We start from the raw sequence: 22080 nt of genomic DNA on the forward strand, positions 1-22080 counted from the left end.
AAATAATCATCCCTCTTCAAAAAGAGGGTGACAGGATTCTTTTTTCCTTAAAAATTCATTTAAATATTGATTTAAGTGTTTTGCCTGCAATTGAAACATCTGGTTTAAATTTTCTTTAGTTGAGCTGCCCATATGCGGTGATAAGACGACATTATCAAGCTGCCTTAAAGCCAAAGGAACTTCTGGCTCATACTGGTATACATCCAAACCGGCACCAGCGATTGCCCGGCATTGCAAAGCATCGATAAGCGCATTTTGATCCACAATGCTGCCTCGAGCGACATTAATCAAGTATCCTTCTGGTCCTAAATTATCTAAAACCTGTTTGTTAATTAAATGTTGTGTTTCAATACCACCGGAACAACAAATGATTAAAAAATCACTAATAGATGCTAAACTTGCGGCAGTTGGGCAATACAAGTAAGGGCTACTTTTTTGACTTCGGGCCGTATAAGCAATTTTTAGCCCGAAAGGCTCTGCAAATTGCGCTATCTTTTCACCAATTTGACCGAATCCAACCAATCCCAATTGTTTCCCCAATAAATGATTGCCAAGAAAGCGTGGCTTTTTCTCAACCCATTCATTATTTCGGGTATAACGATCATTTAGAATTACCCTTCGCGTCAGTGTTAACAATAAAGCAATTGCAAGTTCTGCTGTATCATGAACACCCGCATTAGGTTGTGAATGCAGAATAATATGATTTTGTTTTAAAAAATTAATATCAATATTGTCCGTTCCTATTCCCAGGTGGCTAATAATTTTTAAGTTAGGAAATTGCATTAAAAACGAATGGTCAATTTGATCCCATACCGTTGTGGCTAAAGCCACCACCTGGGAATGCTCCATTTCTGAAGCCATTTTCCAGCCATGGATAATGTTCCAGTCAGGAATCAGCATGGGAATGATTGGCTCGAGAAATTGGTTAGTCAGGTAAACAGATGGCTTCATTAAAATGTCCTATTTTCAGAATAAAGATCGATGTGTTGCCCATAAACTATAAGCTATTTTCTGGTAACCTAGTATCGTTAACCATTCTTTCTCATCCAGCTGATATGTAAATAAAAACCAGAGATAAAGTAAACGTTCTCAAGCAGAGATATATAGCGATTTTTACAGTTATGATACTATATTCTTTTACTATTGCATTTCATTATTCCAGGGAGACGTTACCATAGAGAGGAATGCACAGCAATATTTTGAAAGCGCGAAAGAGTTGTTCTTGCCAGTAATACCCGTCGAGGAATTTGATGGTTTTATACTTAAATTGGGCAAGAATAACTACCATTTTTGCAAGAATGAAACTCCTTTTAATAACAGCTGTAGTGCCAATATTGCTATTGATAAATATTGTACCTCTAAACTATTGGAAAAAGCCGGTATTCCTGTTCCCAAAGCCATTTCTTTAAACTGTAGTGAATTCCAGCAGAATTTACATAAAGATAAAATTGCACAATTAAACTTTCCCTTGGTCATTAAACCCATAGATGGGTCGCTGGGAATCGGCGTTTTATGCAATATAAAAACATGGGAAGAACTGGAAAGCCATTTAACAAAATATTTTTCCTCTTATCAGTGCTTAATAATAGAAGAATTCCACGGCAAACTGAATTCTTACCGCGTCTTGGTTTTTAATCAGCGTATCCTTGGTATAGTTCAACGTTATCCAGCCACCGTAACTGGTGATAGGGTACACCCCATACATGAGTTAATTAAACTGGAAAATATAAACAGAAAAAGAATCAATGAAGCCCTGGGTGAAATTACTTTAGATGAGGAAGTACGCATTAAACTTCAAGAGCTGGGCATAACAGAAAATTACATCCCCTCCTTTGGAGAACAAATTGTTTTATGCTATACAAGCAACGCGACAAGAGGTGGGTCCTATGTCACCATAAACAAGAAGATGTGCAAGCAAAATCGTAAATTATTGCTTCAAGCAGCCAAAATACTCGACTTGCAATTAGTTGGGATAGATGTGGAATGCTCAGATATTATCAATGTTCCTATAGAACAATCAAAAGGGGTCATACTGGAAGTTAACCACAAACCCAGCATCCGAATTCATGAGTTTCCAATGAAAGGAACCCCACAAAAAGTCACAAAAAAAATTATGCGTAGTTTCATCACCCGCCACCCGTTGTCTTACTTATATTCTATCTACAACAACCAACCGACCGCTTTTTATGTCCGCAGTTCTATTCTTATTATCATTATGGGATTAATTCTTTTAGCCGTGTGGTAATTCACCTCACCTAAAACTTATGTCATTTCCCAATCTTTACTTCCAATACCTGGCAGAGAGCTTATTTGATAATAAATTTATTTCTGAAATCACTTTGCTCAGGTAAATGTAGTTCACTTCATGATAAATTCTGATAATTCACTAACCTCGATGAAAGAAATTTGAGATTAAAGTACTTAATCGAACAATCTATTGAGCAGGCTCATTTTGCAAGTGCTCTTTTAAAGTTTATACTTAATAATAATGAGGTTAAATTATATTACGAGGTATTAAATGAATCCTGTATCGATTTTAGATGCCTCATTAAGAGATGGTGGACATAGAACTAATTTTCATTTTAAGGATGATGATTTAAAACAAATACTACTTCCTCTTGATAATTCGGGTATTGAATACATTGAAATTGGCTACCGTAATGGTTCACTTCACCCTATTGAAAATATAGGGAAAGCTGGAATGTGTCCCCAAGATTATCTCCTGTATTGCCAATCTCTAATAAAAAAAGCAAAAATTGCAGTGATGGTTCATCCTCATAATGTAAACGAACAGGATCTGTTCGAGCTAAAAAATTGCGGTGTGAAATTAATAAGAATATGTATAGCAAAAGGTGATCTTGTAAACGCTGTCCCTCTGATTAAACTGGCTAAGAATTTGAATTTTGAAACCTCAGTGAACATTATCCATATTTCTTATTATACGGAAAGCGAACTGGATAGTTTGATTGAGGAAGTAAGCAAACACGAACCGGATATGATCTATTTTGCTGATTCTAATGGAAGCTTATTTCCTGACAGGATAAATAGCCTGTATAAAAAATACACCCGCCAATATAAAGTTTCTTTTGGATTTCATGCTCATGACAACCTTGGATTGGCGCAAGCCAACGCTCTTGCGGCGGTAAACGCCGGGGTTCATTTTATTGATGCCTCACTGGCAGGAATGGGCAAGGGAACAGGTAATCTAAAAACTGAATTTTTTATCGCTTATTTACATGCGAACAATATAAAAAAATATAATTTGGAAGATGTGTTGACAGCAGCTAATTATGTAAGAGATGCCTTGAAAATAGGACAAGAACCCATTGAAATGAGTGAATTCATAAGGGGAATTTCTGATCTGTCTACAGCAGACCTGAAAAGCCATAAACCAGGCAAGCTCTAGAAAATGCGTACATTTCCAATATAGGAATATAAAGCTGGGACACCTTGATTCCCCAAGATTTGATGCTCCAGAAAGCAACGTACTTTCAAAATTAAGCTGGCAAAATCATAGATCTTCAAGGAATAAGTAGAGAATACAATGGCAAAAAAAAGATTATTGATTATCGGCCCTGTTTCAACTCAATCCTCTAGTCTGAGGCACTTAAGCCAAAATTTATCTTTTCTCAATCCTTATTACTCCATTGAGTGTCTTGATCCTCTTGTCACGTTGCAAGAATGTCCCGATGAGGAATATTATGGAATTTGGCAAAATCAACTAAAGCCGCTCATCAAAATTTATGATGCATTTGTTGGCTTTTCTTTTGGTGGTGTTATTCTTCAACAATGTTTTTCCATATTGAGCGGGGAAAAAAAACAAATCATTCTTTTTTCCACACCAACATTTGCAGATTCCATCTTAAGAGAGAAACTTGAAACAGTCATCTCCCTCTGTTCTCAAAATAAGTTGGAAGAAGGATTGTCTTCGCTCTATCAAGCAGTTTACGCGCCTCATTCCATTCCTGATACTTCACTGCAGTATTTAAATAGGGAACTTGCGATCAAGAGACTTATTTTTGGCTTAACCAAAGTATTAAAAACAAATTGTGTTTCGATTTTAAATCATTGTAATGTGAATCACCTTCATTTAATAGGTGAAAAATCACAACTGGTTAATACCAATAACGTGATAAAACCATCATGTGGCCAATTGATTGTAGTTCCCGAAGCAAGTATGCGAGTTCTGGAAAGCAACCCCACTTTTTGTAAAGAAATTATATTTAAGGCCCTGAATCATGAAATCCACTGATCCTATAAAAATTGCTGTATTACCAGGTGACGGGATTGGGATTGAAGTGACTGAGGCTACGCTTCCTGTTTTTGCAGTCCTTGATGTCCCTGCAACCCTGAGTTATGGCGATATTGGCTGGGAATTTTGGAAAAAAGAAGGAACAGCAATCCCCTCCAGAACATGGCAATTGATAGCCTCCACTGATACCGTTTTGCTAGGAGCGATTACCAGCAAGCCCCAACGTGAAGCCAAACAGGAATTAAGCAAAGCGCTTAGAAAGAGCAACCCTTATTACGTATCTCCTGTCATTCAATTAAGACAAGGTTTGGATCTTTTTGCAAATGTTCGCCCCTGTTTTTCCATCGATGACCAATCAAAGCCGTTTAATTTTTGCATCATTAGGGAAAATAGCGAAGGATTGTATTGCGGATTTGATTATTTTCCATTACCAAAAGCAATACATAATTTATTAGCAGAAAGCCAACATTGGCAAACGATTCCAGCTGATGAAGCAAGTTGTGCCTTAAGATTGCAATCAAAACCCGGTTTAACCCGTTTATTTGATTTTGCCTTTAATCATGCCATGCAAACTGGCATGCCTAGAGTCACTTTGGCAGATAAGCCAAATGTGCTTAGAGAAAGTGGCGAATTTGCCAGGAAAATTTTTGAAAGCACAGCCCAAAAATACCCGAAAATCCAAGCGGACATACTTAATGTCGATGCCGTAGCATTATGGTTGATAAAAAGTCCGGAAAAATTTGGAGTCATTGTCGCGGAGAATATGTTTGGCGATATTTTATCCGACGTCGGAGCAGGAGTTATGGGAGGATTAGGCCTTGCACCCAGTGCCAATATTGGTGATAAAGGGAGTTACTTTGAGCCAGTACATGGTAGCGGACCAAGAATGAAAAAAAATTGTGCCAATCCATCAGCTATGTTTTTAACAATTAGCATGCTGCTAAATCATTTTGGTTATCCTGATCGAGCAAAAAAAATAGTCAATGCCGTGATGCAAGTCATAAAGGAAAAGCGTTTTATTACTTATGATCTGGGTGGGCATGCCACTACGACCGATATGGCGAATGCAGTGATTGAACGTTGTGCGCGATTAGAAGCTTCTTGTTTATCAACAGGTTTTAGTTCGGTCCCTAAAGAAAATTTAATTGAGTCAGATACTATGGGCAACTTGCTTCAGCAATTAATGCATTGTAATTCTGCAGAAATTTCTGATGCTCTGGACGCTTGTGGAATCGAAGGCGGATTATTGAATATCAAACCGTTATCACAGGGAATGAAAATGGTTGGACCTGCTTATACTATCCAATATTTACCCAGAGAGAAAAAAGAAACAGCCTTCCATAATGCCGCAAACTATATTGACAAAGTTCCCAAACATTCAGTCATAGTCATTGACAACAACGGTCAAACTGATTGCACCGTTTGGGGTGGCCTATTAACACATACCGCATTGAGAAATAACATCATGGGCACGGTTGTGCACGGGGCAGTGAGAGACGTCGAATCAATTCGCTCGACAAACTATCCTGTGTTTTGCACAGGAATTTATATGTGCTCTGGTAAGAATCGCGTTTACAAAGCGAATGAGCAATGCCCTTTATTCATTAATGGAGTCACAATAAATCCTGGCGACATTATATTTGCTGATGACAATGGAGTCTTGGTGATCCCAAATGATCTCCTTCAAGAAGTAGTGAATAAAGCCCTTGTCATAAAATTAACCGAGGAACGCATTAAAACAGCTATTGAATCAGGCTCCACACTTGAGCAAGCTCGAGAAGATTATTACTATGAACAACCTTGGTTAGGTATCAATAAAAATAGAGAGCCCTAGTGTTATCGCTTAAAAAATTGAAATTCATAGACATACACTACCATGCAACGCCTGATCTTTATATTCGTCGCAGAAATGCAATTGAAGCGGGGAGGTTGTATCACTCTTTACATGGTGCGGTCGTTTTAAAAAGCCATATTGGCAGTACTGGTATTCAGGCAACTATTGGGCAAGAAATGGGTTTGCCCATTTTTCCTTCCGTTGTGTTAAATCATATCAATGGAGGAATAAATTATAGAGTAGTTATCCGTGCCTTGAGTGAATATCAACCTCTTTTCTCGGGTAAAATGATTGTTGATTTCCCAACCATCACAGGCCGTAAACTTCAATCAAAACTATCAAGAAAATTAACTCACGATAATTTAAAACAATATACTCAACAGGTTGAAACACTGTTCGGATCAAAACAACAGCTACGCAAAGAAGTGATAGATATTTTAAAAATGGCCAGGGACTACCCTATTGTTTTAACATCAGGCCATGCCTCGAGAGATGAGATTTATAGACTGATTGATGCCTGTAATCAATATGATGTTCCTTCCTTATTATTAAGCCAACCATCTAATCCTTTAACCGGTTTAAAATTTCCAGCGCTCAATGAGCTGCTTAAAAATGAATGGTTATGGGTAGAGCAGACTGCCTTAACCTTTATTCTTGGGCACCAGGACAAACAAGATTTCTCTCAAGTATTAACTCATCTCCCTCGAGTCATTTACAGCTCGGATTTGGGGCAACCCAGCCAAATGGATATTCCAGATTGGCTGCATTTCTCAAAAAGAATATTTCATGAATTGGATTTATCTGAAAAACGAAAAGAGGAGTTACTTCTCTCCAATGCCATCGCATTACTCAACTTATAAAATTCCAATAGATCTCTTGCATAACCCGCCTCTTTCATTCTATTGCTGCAGTTCTCATTTACAGCATGTACACTTCACTCTTCAAAACGTTTGCGTCTTGCCCTAAAACAAAATAATCAGCTGATGTAAAATTCTAATATCAATAAATCATCAGGACTTACGATAAACCCCAAGGTCGAGGCAAAAAATGTTTCTAATGAGGGAGTTTAGATAAACTAAATGACCGAATTAAAAACATTTTTTAGTAAAGAGATTGGGGTTTATCGTAAGTCCTGATCATGCAAATAAGTCTTGCAAAAACAATTGAGTGCTTTGCCAGGAACGTTGATCCGCTAATTTATTGTAATGCAGCCCCATTTCATCATCATTCGCATTAGGGTCGGTAAACGAATGGGCTGTTTGGCCATAAACATGGACCTGCCAGTCTACTTTCCTTGCCGTCATTTCCATAGCGAATTGGTTAACTTGCTCGATGGGTACTAAGGGATCATCATAACCATGTAATATTAATACTTTCGCATTTAATGGCTTAGTATTCTCACCATCCAAAGGTGATAATACCCCATGAAAACTGACAACCCCTTTAAGTGGCGCCTCGGAACGTATCAAATCCAATACGCACAACCCACCGAAACAATAGCCAATAGCAGCCACTCTCTCACTGTCGACCCCAGGCAATTGAACCACTTTGTTGAAGGCAGCATTAATACGGGCGATTAATTTTCCTCGATTCTGTATGAAAGGGGTCATTAACGCTCTTTTTTCTGCCTTATCCTTACCTAGTTTGGCATTTCCATACATATCGATAGCAAATCCAATATATCCCATGCCAGCAAGCTGGATCGCTTTGCTACAAGCCCCCTCTCCACGTCCTCCCCAATCATGAGCAACCATGACACAGGGCAATGGTTTTGAGACACTATGCTGATAGGCAATAAAGCCTTTGCACACCGTATCACCATCATTGTATTCCACTTCCTCTGTAACTAACATATTAACCCTCTTTTTTAAAAGCTGTTCAAAACAGCATTCATACTCACATGTTCAGAACTTGTATATTGAAATGAACTGCCCATAAAAAGAAAGGCTCGCAGGAGCCTTTCTTTTATCGTATCGTTTTAGAATGTTACTCGGGGGGCGGAGTGCTGGTAGGAGCACCACTGTCTGAACTACCCAGTTGTTGGCCTGTATCCGGTTTGGAACTTGGTCCAGTTTGGCTACCACCACTGTTTTTACCTTTCCCTGAAACATCACCCGCATTTTCTGAAACCTTTTTAGCTTGAGGCCCCAAATTGCCAAGCATGGATTGCCCTTTAGCACCCAACTTGTCGCCAATAGCTTTCTCAGCCCCATAAGTTTCCTTGCCTGCTTCCTGGACTTTACCCTTGGCTTCTTCACCCCATTGCATGGTTTCTTGACCGAAAGATTCCGGACTACCACCTATCCATCTCAGCACTTTATCTGGCAAGTGGGCTATCAGCGTAAAGGCTTTTTGTACAATAATTAAATACATGCTGGTATAAATTAAGATGGAGAAGAAGAAAGCATACACTCCTGCCCAGCCAGTATACCCACCTTCTAATGCAGTCGATTGATAATCACCCGTCAATTTATCCTTAAAATTATCCCACTGAGATGTATCTGTTTTGAATCCGCCCCATCCTTTTCCTGAAGTATCTTTGCCCTGATCACTTTGAATATAGCTTATCGCATGATCAAAACCTGCATTCAAAATCCAGACACCCACATAGGACAAGGCAATCGCGGCAATATATCCTATTATCATCAGAGAAGGTCTTAAAAAGACATTCACCAAAATCATAATGGCGAATTCACCTTTACCAAAAGCTTCATTACCTTCTGGATGCGTAACACCCAAAGCGACAATAGGTGCAGCCACCATAGCCTCGATAACGGCTATCAACCAGGCAAATGATCCAAAAGTAAAAATCATATAAGGTAAAACAGGTATATAATATGCTGTAACAAATCCTATGGATACCATGGTTCCTATCCATGCCATCAACAAGGGCATAGCCATCATAATCAAGGCAAAGATAAAGATACCAAAAAGTGGTATGAGTGAACTGACCACTGCCATATTCAGCAACGTTAACCACAAAGTACCAGAAAAATTAATGTACATCGTTCCCATATTAGCCAATGCGACAATGGGGTTTACTCCAGGTTGTGTCAGCGTTTGAACGCCCACTATAAAGATATCTTTCATACCTTGTAAAGGAATCATTAAAAAGGCCATGACTATGGAATTAATCATTTCCCCGAATATGGCCAGAAAGAAGTTGTACACGTACCTGAAGACATAATTATAAAATAAATCGCCCATCATTCGACCAAGGCAAAATGAGAAGAACAAAATCTTCACCCTGCCGCAATCAAAATCCTGGTGTTTCATGTAATAAAGCGACGTATCCACTTTAAAATTAATCAGGTTAGCAAAAGTCAACGGCTTTATTCCTGGTTGACCTGGCAATTGAACCATCATGGAATTGTTGACAAATCCATAGACTGTTGAAGACAATGGCCCACTCACAGACTGTCGTTGAGGATTATCACTAAGATCAGGTTGCTTGACCCCATCCTGACCTAAAGCGGGTACGCCATCGATTAGTGACTGGATTTGAACCAGCTTATCGTTCTTATTTTGAAACCAGGTACACAATAATGCATAGGGAGCCTGACACGTTTTTCCAAAGGATTTGGTGAGCTGTGTTGGATCAAAACTACTCTTATCGAGACCTGTTCCTGTATCAAATTGGTCAGCAAACTCAGTTGCGCTTCCATTGAGTTTCACCAAATCAAAAAAGTAAGAGCCAGCCATGATCCATCCTTTGGCATTGGCTTCTGCGATAAAATCACGGGATTTCTTATCAAATTCTTTAGACGTAGCTTGTCTTATCAGATTGAGAGTTGGCATCATAATGCCATTATAATCATTAATGGCGCCTAAAAATTCAGTGCCATTAAACAATACACCTGGAGTAGAGCCGGTGGAACTGGGTACCGACCCCCATGTTTGGCAAACTTGTTGATACTCAGTGCAAACCTCACCGGATGACTTATAGGGAACCCCAAACTGCTGTTTGGCGATAGGGGAAAAATCATTTTTTGAGTTTCCAGTGGACGTGGTTGTTGAAAACGCGGGATCATTATTAACCATCACCTGTGCTACAGTAGACAAAGTCACATACATTTGCTGTATGGCAATCGCGCGAGACAATCGTGCTGTTTGCAATTGAGAAGAAGTTATATTTAAGCTGTTAGCGCCCATGGATGAGTTGGATCCAGCCCCACCTACTGTCACAAGTCCTTTACTATCAGTTTGATTCGTTGAGTTCAAAGCGGAAATATTATTCCATTTGACTGTGCCGCAAATCCCGTTTAAGAAAGAAAATGTTGAACTTTTATCGAAATTTGGCATGTCCATCTCAAAGGAAGCGGGCTGGTTTGCCGTTATATCTTTAGGCGTGTCATCGTTTTGTTTCTTGACAAAATTCACCGTACTGATGAAGTCAGGAATCGCTGTACGGCAAAAAGTATTCATTTCATCAGTAGGATTACCCCCACAAGGTGGACTCTTACTTTGACTCAAATAAAGATCTCTTTGCGCTTGTAATTGTTTTTGTAAACCCAACATGCAGATTTGGCCACTCAATATAGTTAGCGCTCCCTTTGCAACACCGGAAGACGAAGATCCGGCTGCTTGCAAGCTCTTGGTTGGATCGGCCTGTGCCTGTATTATCACACCACCCCGATTAAGATAACTCAAGGCAGCTTCCCATATTTTATCAGCAGCACCAACGCCTTGCACAATAACCCACATAAAGAATACCTGCATCATACAATAACCAGATGCCTTAGGTATTAACAAAGCCAAGCCGAAGGTGGAACGAAGAGGGATCCAGATAGAAGACCATTTTTGGCCAAGCATTTGCCCTTCATGGGCCGTGTTCATGGTGGAAACCATAAGGGTATACATGATAATGATGCCACCCAGCGCAAGGACAGCAGAGTTAAAGACAGCAAACATGTTGCCCATTATCTGGCTTCCAGTGCCGTGCAATACCCCATCGACTACACCAAACAGGTTACCTAAAAAAACGACGGACAAGTCACTTGCCGGAGGAGCGAAACTCAACGCTCCATTTTCAGCCAGTGCAAGCGCAGGAAAAAGGCAAAGGAGGACCGTAATAGCTAATTTATTCATTCTTTCTCACCCAATAACCCTTGCCTGTACCATTCTTTAACAGTACATCCCAATTTACGTTGTTTAATCTGGTAGTACCAAAAATGATAACGAAAGGCTAGTACCAAAGCGATCATCACCACAACCAAGCTTATTATTGTAGCTTTCCATGAACCATATAAAAATTGATAACCCGTATAAATAAATATCATAAAAGCAGCGATAACCATAATTATGCTTAGTCTAAGCAAGGCTTTTTGTTTGATTACCAAGTCAGCCTCGCTCAGTTTTAACTTCTTGGCTGCTTCATCAAATGATTCGACATGGGTTGGTTCCTGAGGTATGAATAAACGTTTAATGCCATTCACCAAATACAAGGTTAATGACCTCATTCTGTCCCAATCGAACCATTTACGAACATTGATAATCCTTGTAAAAACTCTTACGATCCTTGATCCCGATTTCTTTTTCATATTTTTTACTTTTTCACAATTTTAAGTAATGGACTTTTATATATCATAATATACTATAGTATTAAGTAGTTGTTTCGTCTATCAACGTATCTCAGTAAAAAAAGAGTAAATAATGCCTGATTTAAGCCATGAAGCCGCCGCAAAGTACTGGTTTGAGTACCTTGACCCCATGATTTACAGGGTTATCACTTTTATGGAAAGTGTGGAAAACTGGACTCTTGATGGCAATCCAGAACTGGAAGAAGCAATGAAACAGTTAGGGCAAGAACTTGATGATATTGAAAAAATTGACTTGGGCTTGTTAGCAGAAGAAGATAAATTTATTCGTATCGTTGGAAATATCAAATCAGGAAGAGGTTTACGTTTGTTACAGGCGATAGACACAGTCCATCCTGGTAGCGCCTCCCGGGTGTTAATCCATGCGGAAGAAACCAGTTTAAGCAGCAATGACCCGGCAGGTTTTTTTCTAAAACGCAATATTGTATTTGAAAGACTAAGGTTATTATCGCGAGTTTTTTGCCAATACCGTCTAAAACTCGTTTTACGAGCACTCGAAGGGGATGAATAATGAAAGTATTACCTAAACTGGCCTTGGCCAATCTGTTTTGTTTTACCACTTTATCTGTTTTTGCTCAACCTGTTGACCCATCTGGACAACAGACAAGCACCAACACGTCCAATCTGGTGACCTACCTGACTAATCTGGGAAAATATTTAGGCTACGACATCACTCAATCTAATAAAGCCCCTAACCCGCCTTATTCGCAATTATTCAATTCCAATGTTGCTCAACTCATTCAAAATTACGCCTATAATACCTTTTTGGGCGCTATCCCTGTCGATGCCATGTCCCAGAGCTTAATGAATTTTGTTACCAATAATGTGCAAGGAAATTCATTAATTAATAATTTGGCGAATAATACTTTTAAATATCAAAACTTCAGCTCCCCATCATCCGGCGCGGATGGAAAAATTACGGCTAATGGTTTAATAGATCAATCAACAACCAGTGCCCAAGCCCCCACTCCTTCAGGTATTTTTTCAGCCTTACCAATCTCAACTTCCGGAACTTATTTGAGTGATCCGGTCAGTCAAGCCGTGTTTAACATACTGGGAACCCCGGATTACAGTTTTTGTATGGACAACGAGCAAAAGAACTGGTTACCCAATTGTAACCTCATGTATCAAAATCTGGTCATGCAAAACGTAATTGGCACTATACCTCCAGCCCAAACATCTGGTTCAACACCCGCTTTTTATTCTTATAAATACAATCAACCGCTCATAAGCCAACTGAACAGTAACTCTTTGATTGCCCCCTTACTGATGGATACCTCTGCGTCACAATCTGGGCAAGACTCTGGATTAAAGGCACAAAGCCAAGCCCAGCAAGCACTTAACTTTATTAGATACGCCAGTGCTCAAGTCACTCCTCCTTCATTACCCAAGTTGAGTGCCTACAGTGAGTTATGGAATCAAGCCACTGCCAAACCAAACTCTGCGGGTTATAATGAAGTCCAGCAAAAACAAGCGGCCGCAACATTAAGCAGTTATTTTAATAATTTGCGTGTTTACGCAGCGCAAACTTCTGTGGGCGTGAGCAACCTCTACTATATTTTATCCAAAAGGTTACCTCAAAATATGAGTGGAGACCAAAATAATCCTAATGTGACAAGCCAGGCGCTGAATGAATTTAACATGGCTACTCGACGATTATTTGATCCAACCGCCTCCAACACTCCTGGACAACCAAACCAACAATGGATTAAACAAATCAATGACGCATCCCCTGCCACAGTTCAAAAAGAAATAGCGGTATTGTTGGCCGAAATCAATTATCAAATGTATTTGGACAGACAAATACAAGAACGGATATTATTAACCAATAGCATTATGCTATTGCAAAACTTAAAAGCCGCTCAACCCACTGCAGACTTTTCAAGTCAAGGCTCTCCTTCTGAGCAATAATAGTCATCACTTTGGCTCCTGGGATTCTAATTCCAGGGGCTCATTGTACCCAGGTTTATTAGCACGCTTAAAAATTTGATACACAAAATCAATCATTTTTTTCCCTTGCGGTTGATTTTTGTTTAAATAAAACCCCGAGCTTAACGTACTGACTAAATGATAGTTTTTAAAAAAATGTTATTCATCTAATAAATCTGTTAAATAATCACCACGTGATTCCATAGGATAGTAATTGGTGATCACCCAGTCAGGCTTCACTTTAGAGTTGAGATAGTCGGCGTAAAGACTTAAATCGTTTTTAAATGGCTTTTGGGTTAAATCGCTATTATTCAAACATTGCGCGTCTATGAATCGAATGTCTTCTCGAGAAAAAAACGGAATAATCCCGCAATCATCCAACAAAACGCTGTCGCCTTTTTTTGCTTTTCGATTGAGTAAATCAGCAATATGCATTCTATTTTGAGTGCGCTCATTATATTCTGTCACTGTTTTAGATAAATGATTTAAATCATTCCCCGGCACAAAAGACCAGGTAATAAACAACATCAATACCACAATTGGGTATTCAGGATCCCATCTAAAGGATTTAAGATATTGTATCAATTGACTAAGTCCTAAAACAGGTAATATGGAAAAAAGAGAGAATGGACTTAAAAACAATCTTAAACCATAGGTGACAACTGGATTCGCTTTCCAAAGCAACAAACTGTATAAAACAGAAGGCAACCAAAGTAAAACGTGGCGACAATCTTTATTAGCAGATAATAAATAGGGTACCGATAATACAAGTAAAGGTGTGATAAAAAGAAAATAATCAAAATCTACTGCTAAAAATTGCCCATAAGCTATCGCTTTGCAACGATAGCTATTAGGAATCCAATGACCAAAATAAATTAATCTCCAAATAAAATACACAAGATAGGGCAAGATAAAGCAAACAAAAGTAATTGAAACCCATAAGAACAACCTCTTATGATCTTTAAAAATCAGCCCCCGCTGATCTTTCAAATATTGACATCCTATAAAAACAACCAGAGGAATTATCCAAATGATCCCCTCAAATCGTGTTAAGCACAACAATAACAAGAGAATATTGCTTATTACCCAATGATTGGTTGAGTAAAGGGAAAATCCATTGGGCCATGGCCTGTCATTAACAGTTTGATAACCGAATGCCAAGATAAACTGCCATATCAATGCCAAAGACAGGGCACAGTAAAATAAGGTTTCCAATCCGCTGACCGTCCACCAAGCCACTCCTGTATAATGACTAAATAAAAAAACGGGTAATATGGATAACAGAGGACTACAAAAAAGTCTTGCCAATCGATATAAAAACAGTAGCGACAATCCCAAGCTACAACAGGAAATAACCTTCATACTGCTAACCAGAGGTAATTGCAATTTAATGACCAATGCAGCAATCATGAGCCATAAAAAATTGGAATACCCCTCTACTGGAGGCAGAGTCACATGCCAAAATAGCCCTTTCCCACTCACTACCTGTCGCGCGTAATACCAGCTGATGTATGCGTCATCTGTTGTGAAATCCCAAGCTGTATACACGGCGACTATCAGATCGTAAGCGCAATAAATAGCTATTAATAGCACCAGAATTGTTTTTGTTCTTGATAACAGGGAACTCAAAATGTGGTTTGCTCCAGAAAACTTTTTTATAACCCAATCCACAATAGCAATATCACAAAACATCAACAAGTTCTAAAATCATGATGCAAAAAAAATATCGGGTATGATATGATTTCAACCCAATTTAAAAAAGCTGTATCCTCAATGGAATAATACGGGACTTACAAAAAGCACCAGGAATCTGGAATATTGGGGTAAGGAAATACCAAAATATCATTTCAATGGCAGTAGGCTTCATCCACTGCACTTAAGATGATAAGTCTTGACTTAAGTAACTCCGACTCAACAGTTGGTGCTGATTGATAACTCCAGTATAAAATTCTCAGGATGAGTTAACCATTTAACTCAGCGAGCTATTATGTCCAAACCTTATTTTTTTTATGTCAGCGGAATGAATTGCACCAGTTGCAGCAATGCAATAGAGTCCTTTTTAAGAAACTCAAACTTAATCAAAGTAAATACATTCCATGCGGACATGAGCACAGCGGATCCGAAAAAAATTGTGATATCCCTTTCTGAAGAAAAAGAAAATGAACATGAAAGCAACTGGAACACAATTAAAAAATTAATTGATGAGACGGGGTTTACTTGCGAAAATTACGAGTTCCCCCCGGTTAAAGAACAGAGCCCTGCTACCCCTCTCGAAAAAACTCAATCAACACCTCAACAAGAGGCCAGTAAATTATCCGGAATACTTAACAGCGCCAAAAAAATAATCACTTCCCATTGGTTGCTTGGAGGATTGGGTTGCATCACCGGTGTGAGCTTGATGATCCTGACTATGGCTTTAGGAGGATTACCCCTTGCGGTTATGATTCCTTTAGCGGGTTTCAGCATTTTATTAACCATTGCCCTTGGTGCCCAATCTTATTACGAGGCCTGGAAAAAGTTTATCCAGTCTCGCACACTCACAATGGATACATTATTTTCAATTAGCACCATTTCTGTTCTTGCGGTATCCGTTACCTCTTTCTTTGTACCCTGGCTACCGATGATGTTTGAGGCGGGATTGCTTATTTATGGATTCAGACATATTGGTGTCGCTATTGAAGACACTATCAAAGAAAAAATAAGTTCTGCCAAATTTCAGGACAGAGCCCCGCAAAAAATAAGATTATATCGTCAACCTGATTTCAAAAGTGCCAGGATTGAGGAGGTTCAACCCAATGACATCATACAAGTCAAACCAGGTGAGCTTATTCCATTGGACAGTGTTTGTGAGCAAGACACTCTCATTTACCCCACCATCATTACTGGTGCTATTATACCCAGGCAATTTCGAAGTGGTGACAAGGTACTTGCCGGGATGCGTCTGGCTAATGACGCAAAACCACTCACACTCCGCGTTCTAAAAACAGTAAAAGATTCATACCTTGCCCGTCTTGATGAAAGCATAGCCCAATCTGTACTTGAAAAAGCACCTATAGAAGTAAAAACAGGACAGCTTCTCACCTATTTTATCCCTGCCATTATTGCCATCTCCATCCTTTCAGGAATAATCGTCGGCCTGATTTCTACACCAGCGCTTGCGATACAATGTGCGATTTCAGTACTGGTTTCTGCCTGCCCTTGTACTCTTGGTTTAATTATTCCTCTCGCTGTAAAAACCGGAATTCATAAAGGAGCAGAACATGGCGTCCAGTTTAAAAACTCCAGAGTATTACAATTAGCGGAACAAATTGATGCAGTCATTTTTGACTTGAATGGCACTTTAACAACTGGAGTTCCTGTTGTTAAAGAATATGCTGTATTAAATAACACTGATCTTTCTTCTGAGCAATTTCTGAGTATTTGCAACGCATTAGAGGAACAATCAAAACATCCTTTTGGGAAAGCAATACAATCATTTACCCAAGGAATCAATAAACAAAAATTCAATATTGCTAATTTGGACCATTCGAACCATTCAGGCATTTCAGCGGAGATTAACGGTACTCAATACACCATTGGCAGTAAAACCTTAATGCAGGAAATAGGGATTTCTACATCCTCGATTGAAAGCCAAATGAATTTGGTTGCAGGAGATAGCCTTGTCTTTCTGGCCAAAAACAAACAACTATTAGGTTATCTGGTCATCACCGACCCCTTACGAAAAGATGCAAAGCAAACGGTTGAAGCTTTAATTAAAATGGGGAAAGAAGTGCATCTGTGTACTGGAGCAGATGAAAAAACTGCCTATCGCTATGCGCAAGCTCTTGGCATTAAGAAAGTACATGCTAACTGTGTCGCCACGACCATCAATACAGAGGACAAATCCAAACCAATTTATATTAAATCATTACAAAATCAAGGGCTAAAAGTAGCTATGGTTGGGGATGCAGCCAATGATGCAAACGCCATTGCTGCGAGTGACTTCGGTATAGCAGTTCTCTCTCAGGACAGTGATGAAATTACTCAGCAACACGCCTCAGCCATTATACAAAGCGGAACTCTATTGCCTATAGCCAATGCCTTTGCCATCTCGAAACAAACGGTAAATAACATCAAACAAAATTTGTTAATCAGCTTGGGGTATAATTTGACAGCAGTATTAATAGCGGGTGGTTTATTAGTTGCTGCTGGTTTTGTCTTAAATCCTGCTGTTGGTGTGGCATTAATGGTAACTCAGGCTTGTTTTGTCCTACTCAATGTATACCGCTTTAAAGAACAACCATTGCAACATTTGCAAGACACCCCTCAGAAAAAAGCAGAGCCCGCTACTTCGTCTTATGAGGCCATGAAGAAACACACACTAAATTATCATACAGATCCTACGGTTAATCATAAGCTGAGCATTCAAGCCGAAAAACAGCCGGTCCATAAGAATAAATCACCTTCATTTTGGAATGATTATTTCCCTGAGTTATTTGAGGAAGAGAAGGACACAAGCACTGAACACCTAATGAATAACAGCTTAGGATAAGCTCCAAATAAAACCTGACTGAATTTGGAATGAGGAAGGACTATTACCTTCCTCAATCATAACAATCAATTTTGATTTGTTATGCTTTAAAGGAGTAAGAATGTGACCTCTCTTGCCAAAGTACGATAACTCATGAAAATCAAGTGAGAAAAAGGACAATAAATAATGCATACGCATCATTATATAGACAATAAATCAATTATGTGGTCAAATTGGCATAATTAACTTACATTTTAAGAAAACTCATGCCAAAAACCGAAGATAAAACATCCAAAGTTCCCAGTTTAAAATTCCTTGCAGCTAAAGTTGTTGAAAAAACCAATGCGAATCTTTTTTTTAGGTTGCACTCACTTGAAACGCACCCTGAGATAAAAAAAGAGTTTATAGACAACAAACTAGAAGCATTAACTCATGAATTAACAGAAGACTATCAAACACAAGTAGAAGCCAGGAAAGAAAAAATAGAGGAATGCAGTTCCAATCTTAGCTCTAATGAATGTTTTGTAAAATGCTCTTCTTTTGCCCTTACTACATTGATGGCCGGGGTGCATATTGGTATTTATTACATCCTGAAAGCAGCAGCCGTCGACTCATCAACGCAAATAGCTTATATTTCGAGTATCCCTGCTACTATTTGTTTCTCTATGTGCGTTGGCGTCTGCTTGAATCGACAAATTACCAAATGCCTGGGTTCTTGTTTTACGCCGAGTGTACCCGATAAAATCACTGTCGATTTGGATGAGTTGGGTAGACAATCCCATGTTAGTCCATAAGCGATTTTCTGGATTCCTTGAAAGAAAAAGCCGACTTATTCGCTAAAATATAATTTAATTACAATGATTCTTCACTCCCTGGTAATTGTTAAAAAATAGGGAGTGGTTTCATACACCCATTTTCCACCATATTTTTTTTTGCAGTACTCATCAAAAAACTGCACCATGCTGTTTACAATATCTTGATACATTTTACCGGGGAGATCCTTGAATAATGGGGCACCATGTATAAAGTTTTCAAATAACCCGAGATCAGGTAATTCCACTTGGCAATGTTCTACAACAAAAGAAATGCTTTTAAATGGCAAATTATCTAATGCCCTTCGGCATTGAACAGAATAATTCTCCCTCATCATTTTAGATTGTGCGACATTTTTAGCGATATCAGGGTAACGATTTTGAAATTGCAGGCTGTTTAATACTTCAAACAATGTGCTTTGTTTGCCGGAAGAAAAAATGGCATAAATTTTTCCGCCTGGTTTTAAAACATGATATAAATTGGATAAGGATTTTTCCAAATCAGTCCAGTGAAGGCACCAAAATGATACAATATTATCAAATGGCCCGTAAATTATAGGCTCTTGAATATCCCCTATATCAAAACGAATGTTGATACTCCTATAATGTTTGTTCGCATAATCAATCATGGTTTTTGATCGATCCAAGCCGAGAACATATCCATCAGGGGCTAAACTGGCTACTATTTGAGTGAAACTGCCATCGCCACAACCGGCATCGAGTAAGTAATTATGACTGTGGATAGATATTTTTGAAAGAAACTTGCCGGAGATTTCCCTCAGGATATAGTTACCTTTTGCATAATTGATTGCAGACCAATTATTTAATATGGCAAGCAAGCTTTCATTATCCATTCAGGATCTCTTCCAAAATGATTTACCCAAGAGTCTCATGTAAATTATAGAGTTCTCCAGCGCAATTTTCTAAAAATTGGAAATTGTTAATATTTTATACTCAAAATAACGACGTCATAAACAGGGAATCCCATTCGGCCATTGCAGCCAATTACTCTCGGGATAAGGTGAAGAAATATCAACCAGATGCAAAGTATAGGCATGCCTGGATTGATCAGAAAAATTAGCCTGGCTTTTATGCGGAACTCTGCCATGCAGTATAATCAATGCACCTTTTTTAACGGGTAAAGGGACACTCTTTTCTTCTGGCCAAGGAGTTGAATCGTAGTATTCGAAATAAATTTCGTTTTCTCGGCGAAACATCCTTTGCTTTAAGGGTGTGGTACAAGGACTTGGAATCACTTCCAAACAACCATTCTCCAGAGTAGCATCTTCTATTGCAAACCAAAATCCTAAAGCATCACTATTCTCGCCAAAAATATAGGTACTATCTTGATGGCAAAGCACTTCAGCCCCTATTCCCGGTTGCTTGAATATATACATGGATTGCACTAATCCAAGTGTTGCTAACCCAAGCTGATGTGCTATCTTTTTAATTCGTTCATCTCGGGAATATTGCCTAAAAACAGGATCCAGTTCATGTAAAGCATGTCCAATTTTATTAACTGATTGCTTAAAAAGCCGTATACAATCTCCGGTTTCATCAAAAGCGCCCGGCTCAAAAAAATAATGAATTTTATCTCCAGAATCAAGGAAATATTGTTTTTTGGCATGCTCATTGGTTTGCGTGGAAAAAATGGTTTTAGGTATCTCTGTTTGATTATTTTCAAGCAATGTTTCTATGCGTTGCTTTAAAAGATCACATACAGATTCTGCAAAGAAATCATTAATTACCAAATATCCATTTGTGAAAAAAAAATCACATTGCTCAGAAGAAAGTTGCATCCTATGCTCCTCAAAAATCAAAATCAGAACTTGGGAAAACCCACAGGGTCAAGGTAAAAAAGCGTTTAATGAGCATGGGCTCAATGATCGAATTAACAACCTTTCCTACACAAAGATCGGGGATTTTTCATAAGCCCTGAAATATTTCAGTTAATTTATCCATTACATCATCTACGGTAATTAATTTCATGGCTTCATATCCATGTACCTGCGTACCCCAAATGTTTTTTTCTGGGCTCACTCCTAATACAGCTTGGACAGCTTGCGAATACCTGTTAACTACTAAATGTTGAAACGTGTAGGGGCCAGAAATACAGGGATTAGTTACCGCATGCAAAGCCACAACAGGAGTACCTACTGCCGCTGCCATATGAGAAGGCCCTGTATCAGGGCACAATACTGCTTTTGCTTTACTGAGCACAGCCAACAATTGTTTAGGTCTGGTTTTTCCAACCAAATTAATCGCAGGGATTTCTTTCACTATTTGCTCTGCCAATGACTTATCATGATCACCAGGCCCCCCAGTTAAGACAACTTTGACATTCCATTTAACTTGCGCCTGTTTCAAAACCTCGATGTATCGCTCAGCCAACCAACTGCGCTCAGGTTTACTGGCTGCAGGATTAACGACTAAAATCGGCCCTTCTTGTTCTGGCAAATGATTTTGGACCCATTCATAATCTGCCTTGGTAATCGGTAAATCCCAGCGTATTATTTTTTCAGTGACTCCTAAAGGCTCTGCAAACTTTAAAAAACCTTCAAGAGTATGTTCCAAGCCAGGAGTAATACTTTCCTTTACAAACAGACGATGGCCATCATTGGCTCTATGGGAATCATAGCCGATTTTACGCTTGGCCTTAATGAATGGAATAAGCCAATTAGTTCTAAAACTGGCTTGGGGAGCTAACAACACATCAAACTGGCGAGGTAACATTTGTTTCCTAAACCGCCAATAGTCAGCAGGCGTTTTAGGTTTATCAATAACAATAAACTCTACGCCTTCCATTCCCTCCACCAAATAAAAAGCAGGTTTTGAAATAACCCAGGTCAATTGAGCGTTGGGCAATTTATTTTGCAGGGTCCTAATCAGCGGGACCAACATCAAAACATCACCTAAAGCTGAAAGCCTTATAATGCAAATCGATTTAATCATTCTGCAATACAAAACGAGACCCGCAATAAGGGCAGACTTCCACCCCTGTTTTTTCTATAGGCAAATAAACCTTAGGATGAGCATTCCATAACTCCATCTCATCTGTTGGGCAACTCAATGGTAATTGATGTCTGTGCACTACATAATTTTTTTTAGCGCTGGCAAGTTCTTTTGTTGTTTTCCTCATGTTGTTC

Annotated in this window: 17 protein-coding genes and 1 pseudogene; 9 read left to right on the plus strand and 9 right to left on the minus strand. The window is 38.9% G+C overall.

From position 1 onward, the window contains the following. Positions 1–6 precede the first annotated feature (6 nt). Positions 7–951, minus strand: a complete 945-nt coding sequence (locus CC34_RS0110360; protein WP_028378957.1) for an NAD(P)-dependent oxidoreductase — start codon at positions 949–951, stop codon at positions 7–9. Positions 952–1222: 271 nt separating this feature from the next. Between CC34_RS0110360 and CC34_RS0110365 the strand changes: the two genes are divergently transcribed. The 5 genes from CC34_RS0110365 to CC34_RS0110385 all read left to right on the plus strand — a co-directional run bounded on the left by CC34_RS0110365 (position 1223) and on the right by CC34_RS0110385 (position 6946). Next, entirely contained in the window at positions 1223–2245 is a 1023-nt protein-coding gene (locus tag CC34_RS0110365) for a sugar-transfer associated ATP-grasp domain-containing protein (protein ID WP_028378956.1), read from the plus strand. Positions 2246–2518: 273 nt separating this feature from the next. Next, positions 2519–3406: an aldolase catalytic domain-containing protein gene (locus tag CC34_RS0110370; RefSeq protein WP_028378955.1), complete on the plus strand. Its 888-nt coding sequence runs from the start codon at positions 2519–2521 to the stop codon at positions 3404–3406. 138 nt (positions 3407–3544) lie between these two features. Beyond that, positions 3545–4252 (plus strand): hypothetical protein, encoded by a 708-nt coding sequence (locus CC34_RS0110375; RefSeq protein WP_028378954.1) that lies wholly within the window; start codon positions 3545–3547, stop codon positions 4250–4252. After that, the gene (locus CC34_RS0110380) at positions 4239–6086 is read left to right on the plus strand and encodes an isocitrate/isopropylmalate family dehydrogenase (protein WP_028378953.1); all 1848 of its coding nucleotides are present in this window, start codon (positions 4239–4241) and stop codon (positions 6084–6086) included. The genes CC34_RS0110375 and CC34_RS0110380 overlap by 14 nt, the downstream gene beginning before the upstream one ends. Next, positions 6086–6946, plus strand: coding sequence for a DUF6282 family protein (locus CC34_RS0110385; RefSeq protein WP_028378952.1), 861 nt, complete (start codon positions 6086–6088; stop codon positions 6944–6946). Before CC34_RS0110380 ends, CC34_RS0110385 begins: the two co-directional genes overlap by 1 nt. Positions 6947–7222: 276 nt before the next feature. Here the strand turns inward: CC34_RS0110385 and CC34_RS0110390 are convergent, their stop codons facing one another. The 3 genes from CC34_RS0110390 to icmV all read right to left on the minus strand — a co-directional run bounded on the left by CC34_RS0110390 (position 7223) and on the right by icmV (position 11626). Continuing rightward, positions 7223–7939, minus strand: coding sequence for a dienelactone hydrolase family protein (locus CC34_RS0110390; RefSeq protein ID WP_028378951.1), 717 nt, complete (start codon positions 7937–7939; stop codon positions 7223–7225). Between the two features lie 133 nt (positions 7940–8072). Further along, a complete protein-coding gene (gene dotA / locus CC34_RS0110395; RefSeq protein WP_028379471.1) occupies positions 8073–11174 on the minus strand; it encodes a type IVB secretion system protein DotA in 3102 nt (1033 codons plus the stop codon). Beyond that, a complete protein-coding gene (gene icmV / locus CC34_RS0110400) occupies positions 11171–11626 on the minus strand; it encodes a type IVB secretion system protein IcmV (RefSeq protein ID WP_027222833.1) in 456 nt (151 codons plus the stop codon). The genes dotA and icmV overlap by 4 nt, the downstream gene beginning before the upstream one ends. A 112-nt stretch (positions 11627–11738) precedes the next feature. Here icmV and icmW point away from each other — a divergent pair, with 112 nt between their 5' ends. Then, positions 11739–12194, plus strand: a complete 456-nt coding sequence (gene icmW / locus CC34_RS0110405; RefSeq protein WP_027222834.1) for a type IVB secretion system protein IcmW — start codon at positions 11739–11741, stop codon at positions 12192–12194. After that, positions 12194–13594, plus strand: a complete 1401-nt coding sequence (gene icmX / locus CC34_RS0110410) for a type IVB secretion system protein IcmX (RefSeq protein ID WP_028378949.1) — start codon at positions 12194–12196, stop codon at positions 13592–13594. The genes icmW and icmX overlap by 1 nt, the downstream gene beginning before the upstream one ends. Before the next feature lie 6 nt (positions 13595–13600). Here icmX and CC34_RS01000000116475 read toward each other — a convergent pair. Continuing rightward, positions 13601–15241: pseudogene (locus CC34_RS01000000116475) on the minus strand (protein LphB). A 358-nt stretch (positions 15242–15599) separates the two neighbouring features. On the opposite strand from CC34_RS01000000116475, the gene CC34_RS0110420 reads away from it, so the two are divergent. Both CC34_RS0110420 and CC34_RS0110430 read left to right on the plus strand, forming a co-directional pair. Further along, the gene (locus CC34_RS0110420; RefSeq protein ID WP_028378947.1) at positions 15600–18143 is read left to right on the plus strand and encodes a heavy metal translocating P-type ATPase; all 2544 of its coding nucleotides are present in this window, start codon (positions 15600–15602) and stop codon (positions 18141–18143) included. Positions 18144–18388: 245 nt separating this feature from the next. Further along, positions 18389–18916 (plus strand): hypothetical protein, encoded by a 528-nt coding sequence (locus CC34_RS0110430; RefSeq protein WP_028379472.1) that lies wholly within the window; start codon positions 18389–18391, stop codon positions 18914–18916. Positions 18917–18987: 71 nt separating this feature from the next. Here CC34_RS0110430 and CC34_RS0110435 read toward each other — a convergent pair whose 3' ends face one another. The 4 genes from CC34_RS0110435 to CC34_RS0110450 form a co-directional block, all read right to left on the minus strand. Further along, on the minus strand, positions 18988–19788 hold the full coding sequence (locus CC34_RS0110435) for a class I SAM-dependent methyltransferase (protein ID WP_027229032.1): 801 nt from the start codon (positions 19786–19788) through the stop codon (positions 18988–18990). A 114-nt stretch (positions 19789–19902) separates the two neighbouring features. After that, positions 19903–20760 carry a phytanoyl-CoA dioxygenase family protein gene (locus tag CC34_RS0110440; RefSeq protein ID WP_080272378.1) on the minus strand — a complete coding sequence of 286 codons (858 nt, stop codon included), beginning with the start codon at positions 20758–20760 and terminating at the stop codon, positions 19903–19905. Positions 20761–20860: 100 nt separating this feature from the next. Next, positions 20861–21835, minus strand: coding sequence for a glycosyltransferase family 9 protein (locus tag CC34_RS0110445; protein WP_181049478.1), 975 nt, complete (start codon positions 21833–21835; stop codon positions 20861–20863). A 43-nt stretch (positions 21836–21878) separates the two neighbouring features. Further along, positions 21879–22073, minus strand: coding sequence for a zinc-finger domain-containing protein (locus CC34_RS0110450; protein ID WP_027229029.1), 195 nt, complete (start codon positions 22071–22073; stop codon positions 21879–21881). Positions 22074–22080 lie beyond the last annotated feature (7 nt).

The sequence above is a fragment of the Legionella pneumophila subsp. fraseri genome, from assembly GCF_000586315.1.
Lineage (GTDB): Bacteria > Pseudomonadota > Gammaproteobacteria > Legionellales > Legionellaceae > Legionella > Legionella pneumophila_B.

Coding starts and splice junctions, on each gene's coding strand:
- dotA (WP_028379471.1), bottom strand. CDS start 11,174: ATGAATAAATTAGCTATTACGGTCCTCCTTTGCCTTTTTCCTGCGCTT.
- icmX (WP_028378949.1), top strand. CDS start 12,194: ATGAAAGTATTACCTAAACTGGCCTTGGCCAATCTGTTTTGTTTTACC.
- CC34_RS0110430 (WP_028379472.1), top strand. CDS start 18,389: ATGCCAAAAACCGAAGATAAAACATCCAAAGTTCCCAGTTTAAAATTC.
- CC34_RS0110420 (WP_028378947.1), top strand. CDS start 15,600: ATGTCCAAACCTTATTTTTTTTATGTCAGCGGAATGAATTGCACCAGT.
- CC34_RS0110370 (WP_028378955.1), top strand. CDS start 2,519: ATGAATCCTGTATCGATTTTAGATGCCTCATTAAGAGATGGTGGACAT.
- CC34_RS0110360 (WP_028378957.1), bottom strand. CDS start 951: ATGAAGCCATCTGTTTACCTGACTAACCAATTTCTCGAGCCAATCATT.
- CC34_RS0110390 (WP_028378951.1), bottom strand. CDS start 7,939: ATGTTAGTTACAGAGGAAGTGGAATACAATGATGGTGATACGGTGTGC.
- CC34_RS0110380 (WP_028378953.1), top strand. CDS start 4,239: ATGAAATCCACTGATCCTATAAAAATTGCTGTATTACCAGGTGACGGG.
- icmW (WP_027222834.1), top strand. CDS start 11,739: ATGCCTGATTTAAGCCATGAAGCCGCCGCAAAGTACTGGTTTGAGTAC.
- CC34_RS0110435 (WP_027229032.1), bottom strand. CDS start 19,788: ATGGATAATGAAAGCTTGCTTGCCATATTAAATAATTGGTCTGCAATC.
- CC34_RS0110375 (WP_028378954.1), top strand. CDS start 3,545: ATGGCAAAAAAAAGATTATTGATTATCGGCCCTGTTTCAACTCAATCC.
- CC34_RS0110445 (WP_181049478.1), bottom strand. CDS start 21,835: ATGTTGGTCCCGCTGATTAGGACCCTGCAAAATAAATTGCCCAACGCT.
- icmV (WP_027222833.1), bottom strand. CDS start 11,626: ATGAAAAAGAAATCGGGATCAAGGATCGTAAGAGTTTTTACAAGGATT.
- CC34_RS0110450 (WP_027229029.1), bottom strand. CDS start 22,073: ATGAGGAAAACAACAAAAGAACTTGCCAGCGCTAAAAAAAATTATGTA.